The 13,073-nt window shown below is 67.3% G+C and carries 15 protein-coding genes and 1 tRNA gene; 10 read left to right on the forward strand and 6 right to left on the reverse strand.

Annotation, left to right across the window (positions count from 1 at the left end):
* The first annotated feature begins 37 nt into the window (after positions 1–37).
* Entirely contained in the window at positions 38–391 is a 354-nt protein-coding gene (locus E6C72_RS05955) for a carboxymuconolactone decarboxylase family protein (RefSeq protein WP_109442813.1), read from the forward strand.
* A gap of 12 nt (positions 392–403) precedes the next feature.
* On the opposite strand, the gene E6C72_RS05960 is transcribed toward E6C72_RS05955, so the two are convergent.
* Positions 404–488 (reverse strand) — tRNA-Leu (locus tag E6C72_RS05960).
* Positions 489–717: 229 nt separating this feature from the next.
* Between E6C72_RS05960 and E6C72_RS05965 the strand changes: the two genes are divergently transcribed.
* Both E6C72_RS05965 and E6C72_RS05970 read left to right on the forward strand, forming a co-directional pair.
* Positions 718–1,254: a disulfide bond formation protein B gene (locus E6C72_RS05965; RefSeq protein ID WP_109442812.1), complete on the forward strand. Its 537-nt coding sequence runs from the start codon at positions 718–720 to the stop codon at positions 1,252–1,254.
* A complete protein-coding gene (locus E6C72_RS05970) occupies positions 1,251–1,847 on the forward strand; it encodes a demethoxyubiquinone hydroxylase family protein (RefSeq protein WP_199228842.1) in 597 nt (198 codons plus the stop codon). The genes E6C72_RS05965 and E6C72_RS05970 overlap by 4 nt, the downstream gene beginning before the upstream one ends.
* 55 nt (positions 1,848–1,902) lie before the next feature.
* Here the strand turns inward: E6C72_RS05970 and E6C72_RS05975 are convergent, their stop codons facing one another.
* Entirely contained in the window at positions 1,903–2,466 is a 564-nt protein-coding gene (locus tag E6C72_RS05975; protein ID WP_042688610.1) for an HNH endonuclease, read from the reverse strand.
* 409 nt (positions 2,467–2,875) lie between these two features.
* On the opposite strand from E6C72_RS05975, the gene E6C72_RS31695 reads away from it, so the two are divergent.
* Together E6C72_RS31695 and gluQRS are read left to right on the forward strand one after the other, a co-directional pair.
* On the forward strand, positions 2,876–3,043 hold the full coding sequence (locus E6C72_RS31695; RefSeq protein WP_169055130.1) for a hypothetical protein: 168 nt from the start codon (positions 2,876–2,878) through the stop codon (positions 3,041–3,043).
* Positions 3,044–3,099: 56 nt separating this feature from the next.
* Positions 3,100–3,945, forward strand: a complete 846-nt coding sequence (gene gluQRS / locus E6C72_RS05980; RefSeq protein ID WP_109442810.1) for a tRNA glutamyl-Q(34) synthetase GluQRS — start codon at positions 3,100–3,102, stop codon at positions 3,943–3,945.
* A gap of 2 nt (positions 3,946–3,947) precedes the next feature.
* Here gluQRS and E6C72_RS05985 read toward each other — a convergent pair whose 3' ends face one another.
* The 4 genes from E6C72_RS05985 to E6C72_RS06000 all read right to left on the reverse strand — a co-directional run bounded on the left by E6C72_RS05985 (position 3,948) and on the right by E6C72_RS06000 (position 8,677).
* Positions 3,948–6,158 carry an NAD(P)/FAD-dependent oxidoreductase gene (locus E6C72_RS05985; protein ID WP_109442809.1) on the reverse strand — a complete coding sequence of 737 codons (2,211 nt, stop codon included), beginning with the start codon at positions 6,156–6,158 and terminating at the stop codon, positions 3,948–3,950.
* Positions 6,159–6,347: 189 nt separating this feature from the next.
* Positions 6,348–7,559, reverse strand: a complete 1,212-nt coding sequence (locus E6C72_RS05990; protein ID WP_109442808.1) for a class I SAM-dependent rRNA methyltransferase — start codon at positions 7,557–7,559, stop codon at positions 6,348–6,350.
* 53 nt (positions 7,560–7,612) lie between these two features.
* On the reverse strand, positions 7,613–8,008 hold the full coding sequence (locus tag E6C72_RS05995; RefSeq protein WP_109442807.1) for a cupin domain-containing protein: 396 nt from the start codon (positions 8,006–8,008) through the stop codon (positions 7,613–7,615).
* Positions 8,009–8,131: 123 nt separating this feature from the next.
* Positions 8,132–8,677, reverse strand: coding sequence for a hypothetical protein (locus tag E6C72_RS06000; protein WP_109442806.1), 546 nt, complete (start codon positions 8,675–8,677; stop codon positions 8,132–8,134).
* Between the two features lie 246 nt (positions 8,678–8,923).
* Between E6C72_RS06000 and ccoN the strand changes: the two genes are divergently transcribed.
* The 5 genes from ccoN to E6C72_RS06025 all read left to right on the forward strand — a co-directional run bounded on the left by ccoN (position 8,924) and on the right by E6C72_RS06025 (position 13,051).
* On the forward strand, positions 8,924–10,420 hold the full coding sequence (gene ccoN, locus E6C72_RS06005) for a cytochrome-c oxidase, cbb3-type subunit I (protein WP_109442805.1): 1,497 nt from the start codon (positions 8,924–8,926) through the stop codon (positions 10,418–10,420).
* A 21-nt stretch (positions 10,421–10,441) separates the two neighbouring features.
* Positions 10,442–11,179, forward strand: coding sequence for a cytochrome-c oxidase, cbb3-type subunit II (gene ccoO, locus E6C72_RS06010; RefSeq protein WP_109442804.1), 738 nt, complete (start codon positions 10,442–10,444; stop codon positions 11,177–11,179).
* 15 nt (positions 11,180–11,194) lie between these two features.
* Complete coding sequence (locus E6C72_RS06015) at positions 11,195–11,356, forward strand: cbb3-type cytochrome c oxidase subunit 3 (protein WP_012972963.1); 162 nt, start codon at positions 11,195–11,197, stop codon at positions 11,354–11,356.
* A 3-nt stretch (positions 11,357–11,359) separates the two neighbouring features.
* Positions 11,360–12,250 (forward strand): cytochrome-c oxidase, cbb3-type subunit III, encoded by an 891-nt coding sequence (gene ccoP / locus E6C72_RS06020; RefSeq protein ID WP_109442803.1) that lies wholly within the window; start codon positions 11,360–11,362, stop codon positions 12,248–12,250.
* 270 nt (positions 12,251–12,520) lie between these two features.
* Positions 12,521–13,051, forward strand: a complete 531-nt coding sequence (locus tag E6C72_RS06025) for a FixH family protein (RefSeq protein WP_109442802.1) — start codon at positions 12,521–12,523, stop codon at positions 13,049–13,051.
* Positions 13,052–13,073: the final 22 nt, after the last annotated feature.

The raw sequence follows: 13,073 nt of genomic DNA on the forward strand, positions 1-13,073 counted from the left end.
CCTCCGGCGAGCGCATCTTTGAAAACAGGAGACGACCATGCACAAGAACTGGCCGCAGATGACCGGCGAGCTGTCCGGCGCCATCCGCGAGCTGCGGGGCGGCGCCCCCGACGTCATGAAGGCCTTTTCCGGGATGGCCCAGGCGGCGTTGAAGGCGAATGCGCTGGACACCAAGACCAAGGAACTGATCGCGCTCGGCATCGCCGTGGCGATCCGCTGCGACGGCTGCGTCGGATTTCATGCCGAAGCGGCGATGAAGCAGGGGGCGACCCGCGACGAGGTGATGGAGACGATGGGAATGGCGGTCTATATGGGCGCCGGGCCGTCGGTGATGTACGCCGCCCAGGCGGTCGAGGCGTTCGACCAGTTCGCCGAGAAGGCGATTGCCTGACTTGAGATCAGGTGGTGCGGGCGGTCGGACTCGAACCGACACTCCTTGCGGAACCGGATTTTGAGTCCGGCGCGTCTACCAATTTCACCACGCCCGCAGCGACGCTTCTTCTAACGCAACAGTCCGGAAACGGAAAGCGCAAAAGAACGTGGCGTCGGGGCTCCTTCGCTCGCACCGCGCCGGCCCCGCCGTAACTCCTCGGGCGACGCCGCCGCGGTGCCGCTTATTCCCCCTCGATGCCGCGGCCCCTGTCATGCCGTCGCAGCCGTGCGGCGGGCTTCGCGGACGACTGGCCGAACCGCCTCGCACGCGCTACCTTGTCGGCCATGACGACCAAGCCCTTATCCGACCGTGTCCTGGACGATCCCCGCATCGCCGCCCTGCTGCTGGCCCTGGCCAGCGCCGGGGTGCTGCTGTCGGCCCTGTTCTTCCAGTTCGTGCTGAACTACCAGCCCTGCGTGCTGTGCATCATGCAGCGCTGGCCCTATGTGGCGGTGATGGTGCTGGGGCTGGTGACCTGGCTGTTCCGCCGCTGGAAGGGGCTGGGCGACGCCCTGCTGGTGGTGAGCGGGCTGGCCCTGCTGGCCGGTGCCGGCATCGCCGCCTATCATGTCGGGGTGGAGCAGCATTGGTGGGCCGGCACCTCGTCCTGTGGCGGCTCGGCCCCGGCCAATTCGCTGGAGGCGTTGCGCGCCCAGGTGCTGGCCGCCCCGGTCACCCGCTGTGACGAGGTGGCGTGGTCGCTGTTCGGGATTTCCATGGCGGGCTACAATGTGGCGATCTCGCTGGCGCTGGCGGCCTACGCCTTCGTCGCGGCGCGCATCGCCTACACCCGCACCCCGGTGTCGAGGACCGCATTGTGAGTGAAACGACGTCTCCCGCCGCTGTCGCCCGCTCCGATTCGAGCAGGGGGGCTCTGCCCGGCTCCATGCCCGGCGATCTGCCGCGGCGCGACCGGCTGGCCCGCATCGTCCGCGTCGACCATGCCGGCGAATATGGCGCCAAGCGCATCTATGAGGGCCAGATCGCCGTGATGGGCAAGGGCCGGCACGGCAGGACCCTGCGCCATATGGCGGAGCAGGAGCTGGTCCATCTGGAATATTTCGAAAAGCAGCTGAACCGGCGCCGGGTGCGGCCGACCCTGCTGCAACCGCTCTGGCATGTCACCGGCTTCCTGCTGGGCGCCGGCACCGCGATCCTCGGCGAACGGGCGGCGATGGCCTGCACCGTGGCGGTCGAAGAGGTGATCGAGGAGCATTACGAGTCGCAACTGAAGCATCTCGGCCCCGAGGAGCAGGAGCTGTCCGACAGCATCCGCAAATTCCAGGCGGAAGAGGTCGAGCACCGCGACATCGGCTTGCAGAACGAGGCGGAACGGGCGGCGGGCTATCCGCTGCTGTCGGCGGCGATCAAGGCCGGCACCCGGGCGGTGATCTGGGTGGCCGAAAGGGTATGAGGGGACGGGCGCGGGGGACGGACTTGCCCCCGACCCGGAGTTCGCCGCCTTGGCCCTACATCGGGTCCAATTCCGAGTCCCAATAAAGAAAATCCCGCCAACTTTCATGGAGGAAGTTTGGCGGGAAGGCGCGTCCGTTCTCTTGCAGCTCGTAGGCACTGGGCTGGAAGGGCGGACTGAGGGGGATCATGCCGCAGACATGGGGAAGGCGGTCGCCCTTCGCCAGATTGCAGGCCGAACAGGATGTGATGACGTTCTCCCATGTCGTCCGACCGCCGCGGGACCGCGGAATCACATGGTCGAAGGTGAGATCGTGGGTGGGGAAGGGGCGGCCGCAATACTGGCAGGTGAAGCGGTCGCGCAGGAAGACATTGAAACGGGTGAAGGCCGGGCGGCGCGTGGCCGGAATGAATTCTTTCAGCGAGATGACGCTGGGCAGCCGGACTTCAAAACTTGGGGATCTTACGACCCGGTCATAGTGCGATACGATGTTGACCCGTTCGAGAAAGACCGCCTTGACCGCTTCCTGCCAGGACCATAGCGACAAGGGGAAGTAACTGAGCGGGCGGAAATCCGCGTTCAGCACCAGAGCCGGACAGTGATCGGGTGGTGGAGCCAATGGCCACTCCCTTGTCTGTAACCGTTGCCTGAAACCGTGTCTGGATCCCGGCACGCGACACTGCTGCGGCTTCGTGCGCGGGGTGGCGTCTGCTCTGCCCCGGCGGGGAAACATCCTCCGGGACAACCAAATACATAGTGGATCAGGGCTCGGGACTCAATATCTTGACCCGGTATGCCCGAATTTCTTCACCGTTGTGTAACCTTTTCCGCGCTGTGGGCATGTCCGCCGGGGCCTTGAAGCGGCCGTTCGCCACCACGCGCGCAGGCTGTGACATCGACAGAAAGACCCGCAACTTCCCTTGCGCGGTTACCCCTCGTTAACCATGACGGCGCCATGGTGGACCTCGTTGATCCAAGCAGACCCCGCCGGTTGTCCCGGCCGGACGCGACCCCGAGGATAGCCCGCCATGACCGCCGTCATCATCGACCTCGCCCAGAAGCGCCGTGAACGCGAGGAGCGTGAGCGCCAGCTCCGCATCGACGCCTTCGACCGCGAACTGCGCCGCCGTCTGGCGCTCTATCTGGAAGGCGAGGAGATCCCGGTCGAGCCGATCCGCGACAATCCTTACATCTGACCCCTGCCCGTAAATCCGGCGCCCCAATCCGGCGCCCGATCCGCTATAAGGCGGTGATGAGCGACCTCGTCACCCGCTTCGCCCCCAGCCCGACCGGGCATCTGCATCTGGGCCATGCCCATTCCGCGCTGTTCGGCTGGACCAGCGCCCGCAGCGCCGCCGGCCGCTTCCTGTTGCGGATCGAGGATATCGATCCCAACCGCTGCCGCCCGGAGTATGAGCGCGACCTGATCGAGGATCTGGCGTGGCTCGGGATCGACTGGGACGGCCCGGTCCGGCGCCAGTCCGACCATTTCGACGATTTCCGCGCCGCATCGGCCCGGCTCGAGTCGCTGGGCCTGCTCTATCCCTGTTTCTGCACCCGCAAGGACATTGCCGCCGAGATCGCGCGGGCCGGGGCCGCTCCGCATGGTCCCGACGGTCCGCTCTATCCCGGCACCTGCCGCCATCGCCCGGTGGAGGACCGCGCCGAGCGGATCGCGCGGGGCGATGCCTGGGCGTTGCGGCTCGACGTGGAGGCCGCCCGCCGGCTGACCGGCCCGTTGCGCTGGCACGACCGGGCGCGCGGCTGGCAGGACGCGACGCCGGAACTGCTGGGCGATGTGGTGCTGGCGCGCAAGGACACGCCGACCAGCTATCACCTCAGCGTCACCGTCGATGACCATCTGCAAGGGGTCACTCTGGTCACCCGTGGCGAGGACCTGTTCTTCGCCACCCACCTGCACCGGTTGTTGCAGGCTCTGCTCGGTTACGATCCGCCCGACTATCACCACCATGGCCTGCTGCGGAACGCGGCCGGCGATCGGCTGGCCAAGCGCGACCGCGCCCAGTCGCTGCGCTCGCTCCGCGACGAGGGCCGCAGTCCCGCCGAATTGCGGGCGATGGCCGGGTTCGCGGGCTAGGGTCAGCCCATCTGCGTCACCGGCAGGGCGGTGGAGCGGCCAGAGCCGGCGCGGCCGGCGCGGCCGGCGGTGCCGCGCAGGGCCTCGAACGTCAGGCTTTCCTTGCCCAGCAGCGCTTCGGCCGCCAGCCGGCCGGAGATGACGCAGGCCTCCACCCCCGGACCCGGGAAGACGCCGGCGCCGGTCAGGAACAGGCCGGGGATCGGGCTGCGGCGGGTCGGCCGCTGCTGATCGGGGGCGATGCCGTAGATGCTGCCGGCGCTGGTGTGGGCATAGCGGGCGAATGTGGCGGCGCTGGCCTCCTGCCGGGTGGTGATGTGGCGTTCCAGATCGGGGATCAGGCGGGCGGCGGCGGCGATCATCGCATCGCCTTCCTCCCGCTTGCGCGCCCTGTAATCCGGGTCGGCGCGGTTCCAGCCGGCATCGGCCGGGGCCAACCGGAGCAGCGTCATCGCGGCGTGCCCATCCGGGGCGAGGCTGCGGTCGTGGATCGAAGGGATGGCGATCGCCATGCCGAATCCGGCGCCGTCCCGTGGCAGGAAGGTCATCGTCGGCAGGTCGGGGACCATGTCGAGGCCCAACGTGACCATGAAGGCCGAGGTCGACGGCCGCAGCGCCGCGCAGCGGGCGGCATAGGGGGCTGGCAGATGCTGCGCGCCCACCAGTTCCAGCATGGTGCGCCGCAAATCGGCATTGGAGATCACGGCGGGGGCGCGAAGGAGGCGGCCATCCGCGGTCTCCACCCCGGCGGCGCGGCCCTTCTCGATCAGGATGCGGGTGACGCGGGTGCGCAGCCGCAACTCGCCGCCATCGGCGCGGATCGACCGGGCCAGCGCGTCGGCCAGCGCCTGCGACCCGCCGGCGGGATAGCGGCCGCCGTGGAACCAGTAGCCGAAGATCGGCGCCATCTGTCCCACGGTCAGCAGATCCGCCCGGTCGCTGAGATAGCCGGTCAGCAGGGTCAGCAGGCGCTGTCCGGCCGGATCTGGGATGTGATGGTCCAGCATCTCCTGGAACGGGCGGTCCATCCAGCGCATGGAGTGCGGGCAGTCGGTGGCGTAACGGCGCATCGCCGCCACCGAATCGGGGATGTTGGGCAGACCGCGCTCGGCACAGCCGCGGACCATCTCGTCATGGACCGCCCGCATCTCCGCCAGGAAGGCGGCGGCGCCGGCGGCGCTGGGCGGGTGGTCGGCGGCGATCTGGGTTGCCAGCCCGTCGGCATCGTCAGACAGTTGACGCACCCTGCCGTTCATCGCCACGCCACGGGTGACCGGCAGCCACTCCACCCGGTCCCGGAGGCCCAGCGTGCGCAGCAGATGGTCGACCGGGCCGCCGTGCTGGGCGCCGCTGATGTCGTGGACGCCGGCGTCGAAGACATAGCGGAAGGGCTCGGCTCCCGGTTCGCCGCGGTTGCGCGCCTTGACGGTCCAGCTGGTGCAGAAGCCGCCGGGACGGTCGTGCGCCTCCAGCACCGTCACCCGCGCTCCGGCCCGCGCCAGCAGCGCCGCCGCCGTCAGCCCGCCGATGCCGGAGCCGACAACCACCACGTCGCGCTCGTCGGATGCGGTCCCTGTGCGGTTCAGGATCGCTGGAGCAGGCCAGGGGTGCGGGTCGGACTGGGCCAGCCGGCGGCGCATCCCCATGGTGACGAGGGCGTCCGGCAGCAGCCGGTTGAGGAGCATGCCCAGACCGCCGGCGCCAAGGGAGACCGCGGCCTCCCAGCCGGGCAGGGCGGCGAAGCCGAGACCGCCGATCAGGAACAGCAGGCCCCAGACCGCCGTCATCAGCCGGTTGATGGCGATGAACTGCGGCAACTGCCAGAATTCGCGCGGCCAGTCGTCGCGGGCATATTGCAAGGTGAAGGGGCTGCCGGCAGCGATGCTGCCGAAGGCCATGGCGGACAGCGCCAGATGGATGGCGAGCCCGAGATTGCGCAGCGGCCAGTCCCAGCCCAGCGGACCGCAGAGCGGCAGGATGGCGAAGACGGCGACGGCGACCAGTTCCGGTGCCTTGAAGGAGCCGCGCAGCCTGTCGAACGCGCAGAGGCCGAGGCTGGCGGCCAGCGCTGCGGACGAGGCCGGCGGCAACCCGGCCAGCGGCAGGAGGGCCCCGAACAGCATCCAGGGGGAGAAGCCCAGCAGGATGCGGACCGTGGCCGGGAATTTGGCAATAGGGAGTTTGGTGACCGGAAGTTTGGCGGGCTTGCGCATCGGGACGGTGCCTTCGCGTGGGAGGATCGCGAAGGACCATCGACAGGATGCGGGTGTACGTGCCAGCGCGGCTGCGTGGGACGCCGCTGTGGTTTCGCGAACGGCGGCACAAGGCGGTTCGCGATGCGTGAAACGCGGGAACGTACGGGGGCTGTACCTGATGTGTACGTATCCCCCGTACGCCGGACCTCAATCCAGCTGCAGCACGATCGCCTTCAGATAGGCGGACTCCGGCAGATGCGGGTGGACCGGGTGGTCCGGCCCGGCGCCGGCGCTGCGCAGGATGCGGCCGGTGCGACCGGCGTCGTTCAGGCCGCGGGCGACCAGTTCGGCGAAGGTGGGCGGATCGACATTGTGGCTGCACGACCCGCACAGCAGATAGCCGCCGGGGGCGGTGATCTTCGCCGCCAGACGCGCCATCTTGCGGTAGGCGCGGCTGCCGGCCGCCAGATCCTTCTTCGACTTCACGAAGGCCGGCGGATCGGCGATCACCACCTGGAAGGTCTCGCCGGCCGTGCCCAGCCGCTCCATTTCCTGGAAGGCGTCGGCCTTGCGCGCCTCGAAGCGGTCGGCGACGCCGTTCGCCTCGGCGGCGCGGGTGGCGTTCTCCAGCGCCAGGGCGGAGCGGTCGACCGCGATCACCTGGGTGGCGCCAGCCACCGCGCACTGGATGCCGAAGCCGCCATTGTAGCTGTAGAAGTCGATGGCCCGGCCGCCCTTGGCGAGCGAGGCGATGAAGGCGCGGTTGTCGCGCTGGTCGTAGAACCAGCCGGTCTTCTGGCCGTCCAGCGGGTTGGCGAAGAAGGTGACGCCGTTCTCTTCAAGCCGGATCGGCCCGGCGATCTCGCCCTTGGCCAGCCGGGTCTCCTCCGCCAGTCCTTCCAGCGCGCGCTGGCTGCCGTCGTTGCGCAGGATGACCGCGCGCGGCGCCATCACCTCGTCGATGGCGGCCAGGATCTCGTCGATCCGGCGGTCCATGAAGACGGAGTTGGCCTGCACCGTCACCACATCGTCGAAGCGGTCGACGATCAGGCCGGGCAGCCCGTCCGCCTCGGCATGGACGACGCGGTAGAAGGGGCGGCTGAACAACCGGTCGCGCAGGTCCACCGCGCGACGCAGCCGGTCGGTGATGAAGGCGTGATCCACCACGGTCGCCGGGTCGCTCGACAGCTGCCGGGCGGCGATCAGCGTGTGCGGATTGAAGGTGTAGATGCCCAGCGGCGTCCCACCGGGGTCCAGAAGACGCACCGGGCTGCCGGGCGGCACCGCCTTGGCGGTGGTGTCCATCTGGACTTCGTTGGAATAGACCCAGGGATGTCCCTGCATCACGCGCCGCTGGCGGCCTGACTGCAGATGGATCGCCGGGTATTTCTTGACGGGTTTGGTGCCGGTGTCGCTCATGGGCCCGCATCCTAGCGGCAAATCGGCGGCGCGCAATGGCCGCGCGCTTCCCATTATTCCGTTTCGATGGCGTTTTCCGGCCCGCCGTCCGGTTCGCCGACATGGATCGCCAGCCACACCGTCGGCTCGCCGACGGCCGTGGCGGCGACGCGGTGGCGGGTGCGGGCGGGCAGCAGCGTCCAGTCGCCGGGGCCCAGCCTGCGGTCATCCTCTCCCTCCACCTGCAAGGTGGCGGTGCCGGCGACCAGCAGGACGAACTCGTCCCAGCCCTGGTCATACCAGAAGCCGTCCGGCGAGGTCTGGCCGGTGGAGACGATCCGTTCGATCCGTACGCCTGGCAATGGGGCGGGCAATGAGGCAGGCAGTGCCGCCAGGGTGGTGAAGATTTCGTCGGGCTGCGGGCTTGAGGGAAGCCCCTCCAGCAGGCTGCCGAATCGCGCTCCGCTCATCCAAAAGCTTCCAGGTCGGGTGGTTGCGGCGCGGCACCGTCGGGGAAGGGGCCGCGACCGTGATCCTGCATCAGCGGCGGCGGCCGGTCGAGACCGACGACGGGCTCCGCCGTCCGGCGGGTGCTATTCCGCGCCGCGCCGTTCGTCCGCCGCCGCGGGGGCGTTGTCGTTGACCACCGCCAGATCCTTGCAGAAGCGGACCGTCTCCTGCCGGTGCCCTTCGGTGCGGAAACAGTCGGGGATCGGGTCGCGGCGGGAACCGTGCCGGACGGTGCGATCGGGCAGGGTGGTGTGGATGGCCGCACAGCCCAGCCGCCGGGCAACCCCCTCCATCGCCCGCAGCAGGGCCTCCGCCACCCCGGCGACGTCGAACAGGTCGAGCACGACGAAGTTGTCGACGCACAGCGTCCGCCCGTGCAGCAGATGCGGTTCGGCCGCGTAGGAGAACAGGCCGTGCAGGTAGCCCTGCGCGTTCTGCACGGTCATGATGCCCCGGCTTGCCGGGGAGCCGTCCTTTTCGCTGCCGCCCATGGTTGCGCCGTCCAGCACCGCTGCGGCAAATGCGCGCCATTGGCCGACCCCGAGGCCCGGCGCGATGGCGCAGACCAGCGGATAAGCCTGGTCGATCTGGCGCCGACCAAGGGGTTTGGCGATAAAACCGTCGTCCATTTCAGTCCGGCCGATTGCAAGGACGCTGAACGATGGCAGGCCCGGGGCGGAAGGGTCGTTGACGTAGATCAATGTTGCTGAACCCCCCCATACACATAGTGGGCGCCATTGGAGACAGGCGCGCCCGGCGTCCCTCTCGGCATTTCCGAGTGCAACCTGTCCCGCTCCTTAACAGTACGTACCCAGTGGTGGTGCAACCCAGACGGCGCGGCCCCACGGCCGCCCGGGGCAAACGGGAGAGATTGTATGACATCAGCGACTCTGACTTCAGGGGCCACCCTGGGCAGCCAGCGGGTGTCGGAAGACGTGCGTTACCATGAGGACGCCATCCGACTCTTCGTTATCGCTGCAGTGTTCTGGGGCGTCGTCGGTTTCCTGGCCGGCACCTTCATCGCTCTGCAGCTGGCCTTCCCGGCGCTGAATCTCGGGCTGGAGTGGACGAGCTTCGGGCGCCTGCGCCCGGTCCACACCTCGGCCGTGATCTTCGCGTTCGGCGGCAATGTGCTGTTCGCCACTTCGCTTTATTCGGTCCAGCGGACTTGCCGCCAGTATCTCTTCGGGGGCGAAGGGCTGGCGAAGTTCATTTTCTGGAACTACAACGTCTTCATCGTGCTCGCGGCGCTGAGCTATGTCCTGGGCTTCACCCAGGGCAAGGAATACGCCGAGCCCGAGTGGATCCTCGACCTGTACCTGACGGTCACCTGGGTGCTCTATGCGGTCCAGTTCATCGGCACGGTGATGACGCGGCGCGAGTCGCACATCTATGTGGCCAACTGGTTCTTCATGGCCTTCATCCTGACCGTCGCGATCCTGCACATCGGCAACAACGTCAACATCCCGGTGTCGCTGTTCGGCATGAAGTCCTACACCTTCGTGTCGGGCGTGCAGAGCGCCATGGTGCAGTGGTGGTACGGCCACAACGCGGTCGGCTTCTTCCTGACCGCCGGCTTCCTGGGCATCATGTACTACTTCGTGCCCAAGCGCGCCGAGCGGCCGGTCTATTCCTACCGCCTGTCGATCGTCCATTTCTGGACCCTGATCTTCCTCTACATCTGGGCCGGCCCGCACCACCTGCACTACACCTCCCTGCCGGACTGGGCGCAGACGCTGGGCATGACCTTCTCCGTCATGCTGTGGATGCCGTCCTGGGGCGGCATGATCAACGGCATCATGACCCTGTCGGGCGCCTGGGATAAGCTGCGCACCGATCCGGTCCTGCGTTTCCTGGTCACCTCGGTCGCCTTCTACGGCATGTCGACCTTTGAAGGCCCGCTGATGTCGGTCAAGCCGGTCAACGCCCTGTCGCACTACACCGACTGGACCGTCGGCCACGTGCACTCCGGCGCTCTCGGCTGGGTCGCCTTCATCTCCTTCGGCGCGATCTACTATCTGGTCCCGGTCCTGTGGAAGCGCTCGCAGCTCTACAGCCTGCGTCTGGTCAGCTACCACTTCTGGACCGCCACCATCGGCATCGTGCTCTACATCACCGCCATGTGGGTGTCGGGCATCATGCAGGGCCTGATGTGGCGCGCCTACGACAACCTGGGCTTCCTGCAGTACTCCTTCGTGGAGACCGTCGCGGCGATGCACCCGTTCTACGTGATCCGCGCGATGGGCGGCGTCCTGTTCGTCACCGGCGCTCTCATCATGGTCTACAACCTGTGGCGCACGGCGAAGGGCGATGTCCGCATCGAGAAGCCCTATGTCACCACGCCGCACAAGGCGACGGTCGGCGCGGCCTGACGCTAGGGAAGGATGCGAGAAATGGCTCAGGATAAAAAGGGCTTCAGCCACGACCTGATCGAGCGGAACACCCTTCTGCTGATCGTGCTCGTGCTGATCACCGTGTCGATCGGCGGTCTGGTTCAGATCGTCCCGCTCTTCACGATCGAATCAACCATCGAGAAGGTGGAGGGGGTGCGTCCCTACTCCCCGCTCGAACTGGCCGGGCAGAACATCTACCTGCGCGAAGGCTGCTACAACTGCCACAGCCAGCAGATCCGTCCGTTCCGTGACGAGGTCGAGCGCTATGGCCACTACTCGCTGGCGGCGGAGTCGATGTACGACCATCCGTTCCAGTGGGGCTCCAAGCGTACCGGTCCCGATCTGGCCCGCGTCGGCGGCAAATACTCCAACGCCTGGCAGGTCGCCCATCTGGTGAACCCGCGCGCGGTCGTGCCGGAGTCGATCATGCCGACCTACGGCTGGATGAAGGACCGTCCGCTGAGCTACGGCGACATCGCCGATCACCTGAAGACGCTGAAGATCGTCGGCGTTCCCTACACCGACGAGCAGATCGCCAACGCCAAGGCCGACCTGGAAGCGCAGAAGAACCCCGACGGCGACACCGCCGGGCTGATGAAGCGCTATCCGAAGGCCGTGGTGGCGAACTTCACCGGCGAAAAGAACGTCACCGAAATGGACGCTCTCGTCGCCTACCTGCAAGTGCTGGGCACCATGGTGGACTTCACCAAGTACCAGTCCAAGCAGCTGCAGCAGTAATCGGGGGAGGAATCCATGGACTTGGATTCGATCACGGTGATGCTTCGGTCCTTCTGGACGGTGTGGTTGATGCTGCTGCTGACGGGCATCCTGGTTTACGCCATGTGGCCCGGCAACCGCCGCACCTTTGACGACGCCGCCCAGATCCCGCTCAAGGATGATGGTCAGGAGCTTTAGACCATGGCACAGAATTACAAGGACGAGCTGTCCGGCGTCGAGACCACCGGCCACGAGTGGGATGGACTGCGCGAGCTGAACAATCCGCTGCCCAAGTGGTGGCTGTATCTCTTCTATGTCTGCATCGCCTGGGCGATGGTGTACTACGTGTTCTACCCGGCCTGGCCGCTGGGCAAGACCTACACGAAGGGCATCCTCGGCTATTCCCAGCGCGAGGAACTGGACACCAAGCTGGCGGAGGCGAAGGCCGGCCAGGCCAAGTACCTGACCGCCATCGCCGCCAAGTCGGTCGACGAAATCCAGAAGGACAAGGACCTGCTGGGCTTCGCCATGGCCGGCGGCCGCTCCTACTTCAACGAGAACTGCGCCGCCTGCCACGGCGCCGGCGGCCAGGGTGCCAAGGGCTTCCCGACGCTGGCCGACGACGTGTGGCTGTGGGGCGGCACCTCGGCCGACATCTACAAGACCATCCAGCACGGTATCCGCTCGGATGACGGCGACACCCGCGGCACGCCGAACGTCGGCATGACCGCCTTCGGCAAGGACGGCATCCTCACCCGCGACCAGATCGATCAGGTCACGGACTATGTGCTGTCGCTGAACGGCAAGACCGCCGATGCGGGCAAGGTCGCCAAGGGCAAGACCGTCTATGACGAGAACTGCGCCGCCTGCCACGGCGACGCGGCCCAGGGTGCGGTCGCCGCCGGCATCGATGGTGTCGGCGCTCCGCCGCTGAAGCAGGCCAACTGGCTCTACGGCAGCGACAAGCAGACGCTGGTCGAGACGGTGACCAACGGCCGCGCCGGCGTCATGCCGGCCTGGTCCAAGCGCCTGGACGACGCGACGATCAAGTCGCTGGCCGTCTATGTCCACAATCTGGGCGGCGGCAAGTAAGCCGAAGCCCGGGCGGACCGTTTCGGAACCGGCCCAGGACACCAATGGACAAAGGGCGTCGGGGAGGTCACTCCCCGGCGCCTTTTTCTTTGCGGGACATGCGGCGGGCCGGCCGGTTCGTTAACTTCCTGTCATTTGATCCATCGCAATGTTCCTGCGGCAATCGGTCGCCATAGTTGCCGCGATCAGCGATGCACATCGCTGATCAGACGCCGCTTACCAGACGCCGCTTACCAGACGCCGCCGACCAGTCGAAGGGCAGCCAGCGACATGAGCATCAGCACCACCACCGGAAACCGCCCCCTCCCGCCGAAACGTCTGAAGGCACCGCGCCAGCCGGGGTGGTACATCCCCTGGATCTTCGTCGGCGTCTTCATGATCGTCCTGGCGGTGAATGGGGTGATGGTCCATTTCGCGGTGTCGAGCTGGACCGGGATCGAGACTGAGAACCACTTCATCAAGGGTCTCGGCTACAACAACGACCTCGCCGGCGCCCGCGCCCAGGCGGAGCGTGGCTGGCAGGTCCAGCCGGACTTCACCAGCACCGAGCCGCGCAAGGGCGTGATCGCCATCACCGTCCGCGACAAGCAGGGCCAGATCCTGAAGGACGCCGCCGTTACCGTGACGATGATCCGTCCGATCTCCGAAGGGCATGACAAGACCCTGTCGCTGCCCTATCTGGGCGAGGGCCGCTACGGCGCTCCGGTCGAGCTTGATCTGGAAGGCCAGTGGGACATGCGCTTCGTCATTACCCACGCCACCGGCGACTATCAGGACCAGAAGCGCGTCTGGGTGCAGTGAGGGCGCGCCGCGACCGGGACAG

The sequence above is a fragment of the Azospirillum sp. TSH100 genome (genome assembly GCF_004923295.1).
Classification (GTDB): Bacteria; Pseudomonadota; Alphaproteobacteria; order Azospirillales; family Azospirillaceae; genus Azospirillum.

Bases quoted from the DNA above. Each gene is read 5' to 3' on its own strand.
- E6C72_RS05965 (WP_109442812.1), top strand. From the start codon at position 718: ATGACGACCAAGCCCTTATCCGACCGTGTCCTGGACGATCCCCGCATC.
- E6C72_RS05990 (WP_109442808.1), bottom strand. From the start codon at position 7,559: ATGAGCGACACCGGCACCAAACCCGTCAAGAAATACCCGGCGATCCAT.
- E6C72_RS05985 (WP_109442809.1), bottom strand. From the start codon at position 6,158: ATGCGCAAGCCCGCCAAACTTCCGGTCACCAAACTCCCTATTGCCAAA.
- E6C72_RS06025 (WP_109442802.1), top strand. From the start codon at position 12,521: ATGAGCATCAGCACCACCACCGGAAACCGCCCCCTCCCGCCGAAACGT.
- ccoN (WP_109442805.1), top strand. From the start codon at position 8,924: ATGACATCAGCGACTCTGACTTCAGGGGCCACCCTGGGCAGCCAGCGG.
- E6C72_RS05955 (WP_109442813.1), top strand. From the start codon at position 38: ATGCACAAGAACTGGCCGCAGATGACCGGCGAGCTGTCCGGCGCCATC.
- ccoO (WP_109442804.1), top strand. From the start codon at position 10,442: ATGGCTCAGGATAAAAAGGGCTTCAGCCACGACCTGATCGAGCGGAAC.
- E6C72_RS31695 (WP_169055130.1), top strand. From the start codon at position 2,876: ATGACCGCCGTCATCATCGACCTCGCCCAGAAGCGCCGTGAACGCGAG.
- E6C72_RS05995 (WP_109442807.1), bottom strand. From the start codon at position 8,008: ATGAGCGGAGCGCGATTCGGCAGCCTGCTGGAGGGGCTTCCCTCAAGC.
- E6C72_RS06015 (WP_012972963.1), top strand. From the start codon at position 11,195: ATGGACTTGGATTCGATCACGGTGATGCTTCGGTCCTTCTGGACGGTG.
- ccoP (WP_109442803.1), top strand. From the start codon at position 11,360: ATGGCACAGAATTACAAGGACGAGCTGTCCGGCGTCGAGACCACCGGC.
- E6C72_RS06000 (WP_109442806.1), bottom strand. From the start codon at position 8,677: ATGGACGACGGTTTTATCGCCAAACCCCTTGGTCGGCGCCAGATCGAC.
- gluQRS (WP_109442810.1), top strand. From the start codon at position 3,100: ATGAGCGACCTCGTCACCCGCTTCGCCCCCAGCCCGACCGGGCATCTG.